Origin of the sequence: Paracoccus sp. MC1854 (assembly GCF_014164635.1) — a bacterium.
Taxonomy (GTDB): domain Bacteria; phylum Pseudomonadota; class Alphaproteobacteria; order Rhodobacterales; family Rhodobacteraceae; genus Paracoccus.
The window spans coordinates 1-942 of the sequence record NZ_JACJFU010000129.1; the positions used below are offsets into that span (position 1 = coordinate 1).

Consider the following 942-nt stretch of genomic DNA (forward strand, 5'->3'; position numbering starts at 1 on the left):
AGGTGGCAGACTTCCGGCAGAAGCTCTCGGAGCAGGGTCTCACCTGGGCGGTGGGCATTCTGCCGACCCAGACGGTCTATCCTGCCGACGTCATGATTGCTCCGGCTATGAAGGTGGCAGAGTAGTGTTATTGACCACCGCTTCATTTTCCCGGCGCTCGCCGTCAGTCTGGTGATCGGCTGCCTCTACAGCCTCTTCGGCGCAGCACCGGCGATCCTGATGATCGACATGGGGCTGAGCGCGCCCGGCCTCAGCATCTTCTTCGCCGCCACCGTTTTCGTGGTGTTCGGCAGCGGGCTCCTGACGGCGCGGCTGGCCCGGCGTTGGGGCGCGCCAACCGTGGGCATGGCCGGCATCCTGATCGTGATGTCGGGGGCCTCTGGCTTGCCCTTCAAGGTGCAGCGCCAACGCAGCCGCAATTCATGGCGGCGGTGACGCTGTTTCTGACGGGCATGGGCCTCATCAATCCGATCGGTACCGCGATCGCGCTTGAACCCTTTGGCGACTGGGCCGGGATCGCGTCGGCGCTGCTCGGGTTTTTGCAGATGGCATTTGCCGCCGTGGGAACGGCGATCATCGGCGCGCTGCCGGTCGGTCCGGCTACGGCCCTCGCCTGGGTGGTCCTCAGCGGGACGACATTGGCGGGTGCCGCGTTTTTTCCAATGTTACGGACAGAAAGCTCGGAACGATGACTGCCGGATCATGGGATAGCCATTTTGAACAGGGCTTGGGCGCCGCGATCATGGCCCGTTGCACCCTCAACCTGACGTGGGAGAGCACCTATGAAAGCCTTCATTCTCGACCGCTATAAAAAGGGGGACTATATAGATAACTAGCCAAATTTCGCTTGGCGGTCGTGGCTAGCTAGATTATAAAGGTTCCAGAAGGAGCCCGTGCCATGACGAACCCCGAGACGCTCTCGACATTCCAGTTCTTCCAGAA

The 942-nt window shown here is 61.5% G+C and carries 2 protein-coding genes; both read left to right on the forward strand.

What is annotated here, in order from left to right:
• Window positions 1–219: 219 nt before the first annotated feature.
• Window positions 220–435 carry a hypothetical protein gene (locus tag H5395_RS18415; protein WP_182793999.1) on the forward strand — a complete coding sequence of 72 codons (216 nt, stop codon included), beginning with the start codon at window positions 220–222 and terminating at the stop codon, window positions 433–435.
• Window positions 423–692: a hypothetical protein gene (locus H5395_RS18420; protein ID WP_182794001.1), complete on the forward strand. Its 270-nt coding sequence runs from the start codon at window positions 423–425 to the stop codon at window positions 690–692. Before H5395_RS18415 ends, H5395_RS18420 begins: the two co-directional genes overlap by 13 nt.
• Window positions 693–942: the final 250 nt, after the last annotated feature.

Bases quoted from the DNA above. Each gene is read 5' to 3' on its own strand.
- H5395_RS18415 (WP_182793999.1), top strand. From the start codon at position 220: ATGATCGACATGGGGCTGAGCGCGCCCGGCCTCAGCATCTTCTTCGCC.
- H5395_RS18420 (WP_182794001.1), top strand. From the start codon at position 423: ATGGCGGCGGTGACGCTGTTTCTGACGGGCATGGGCCTCATCAATCCG.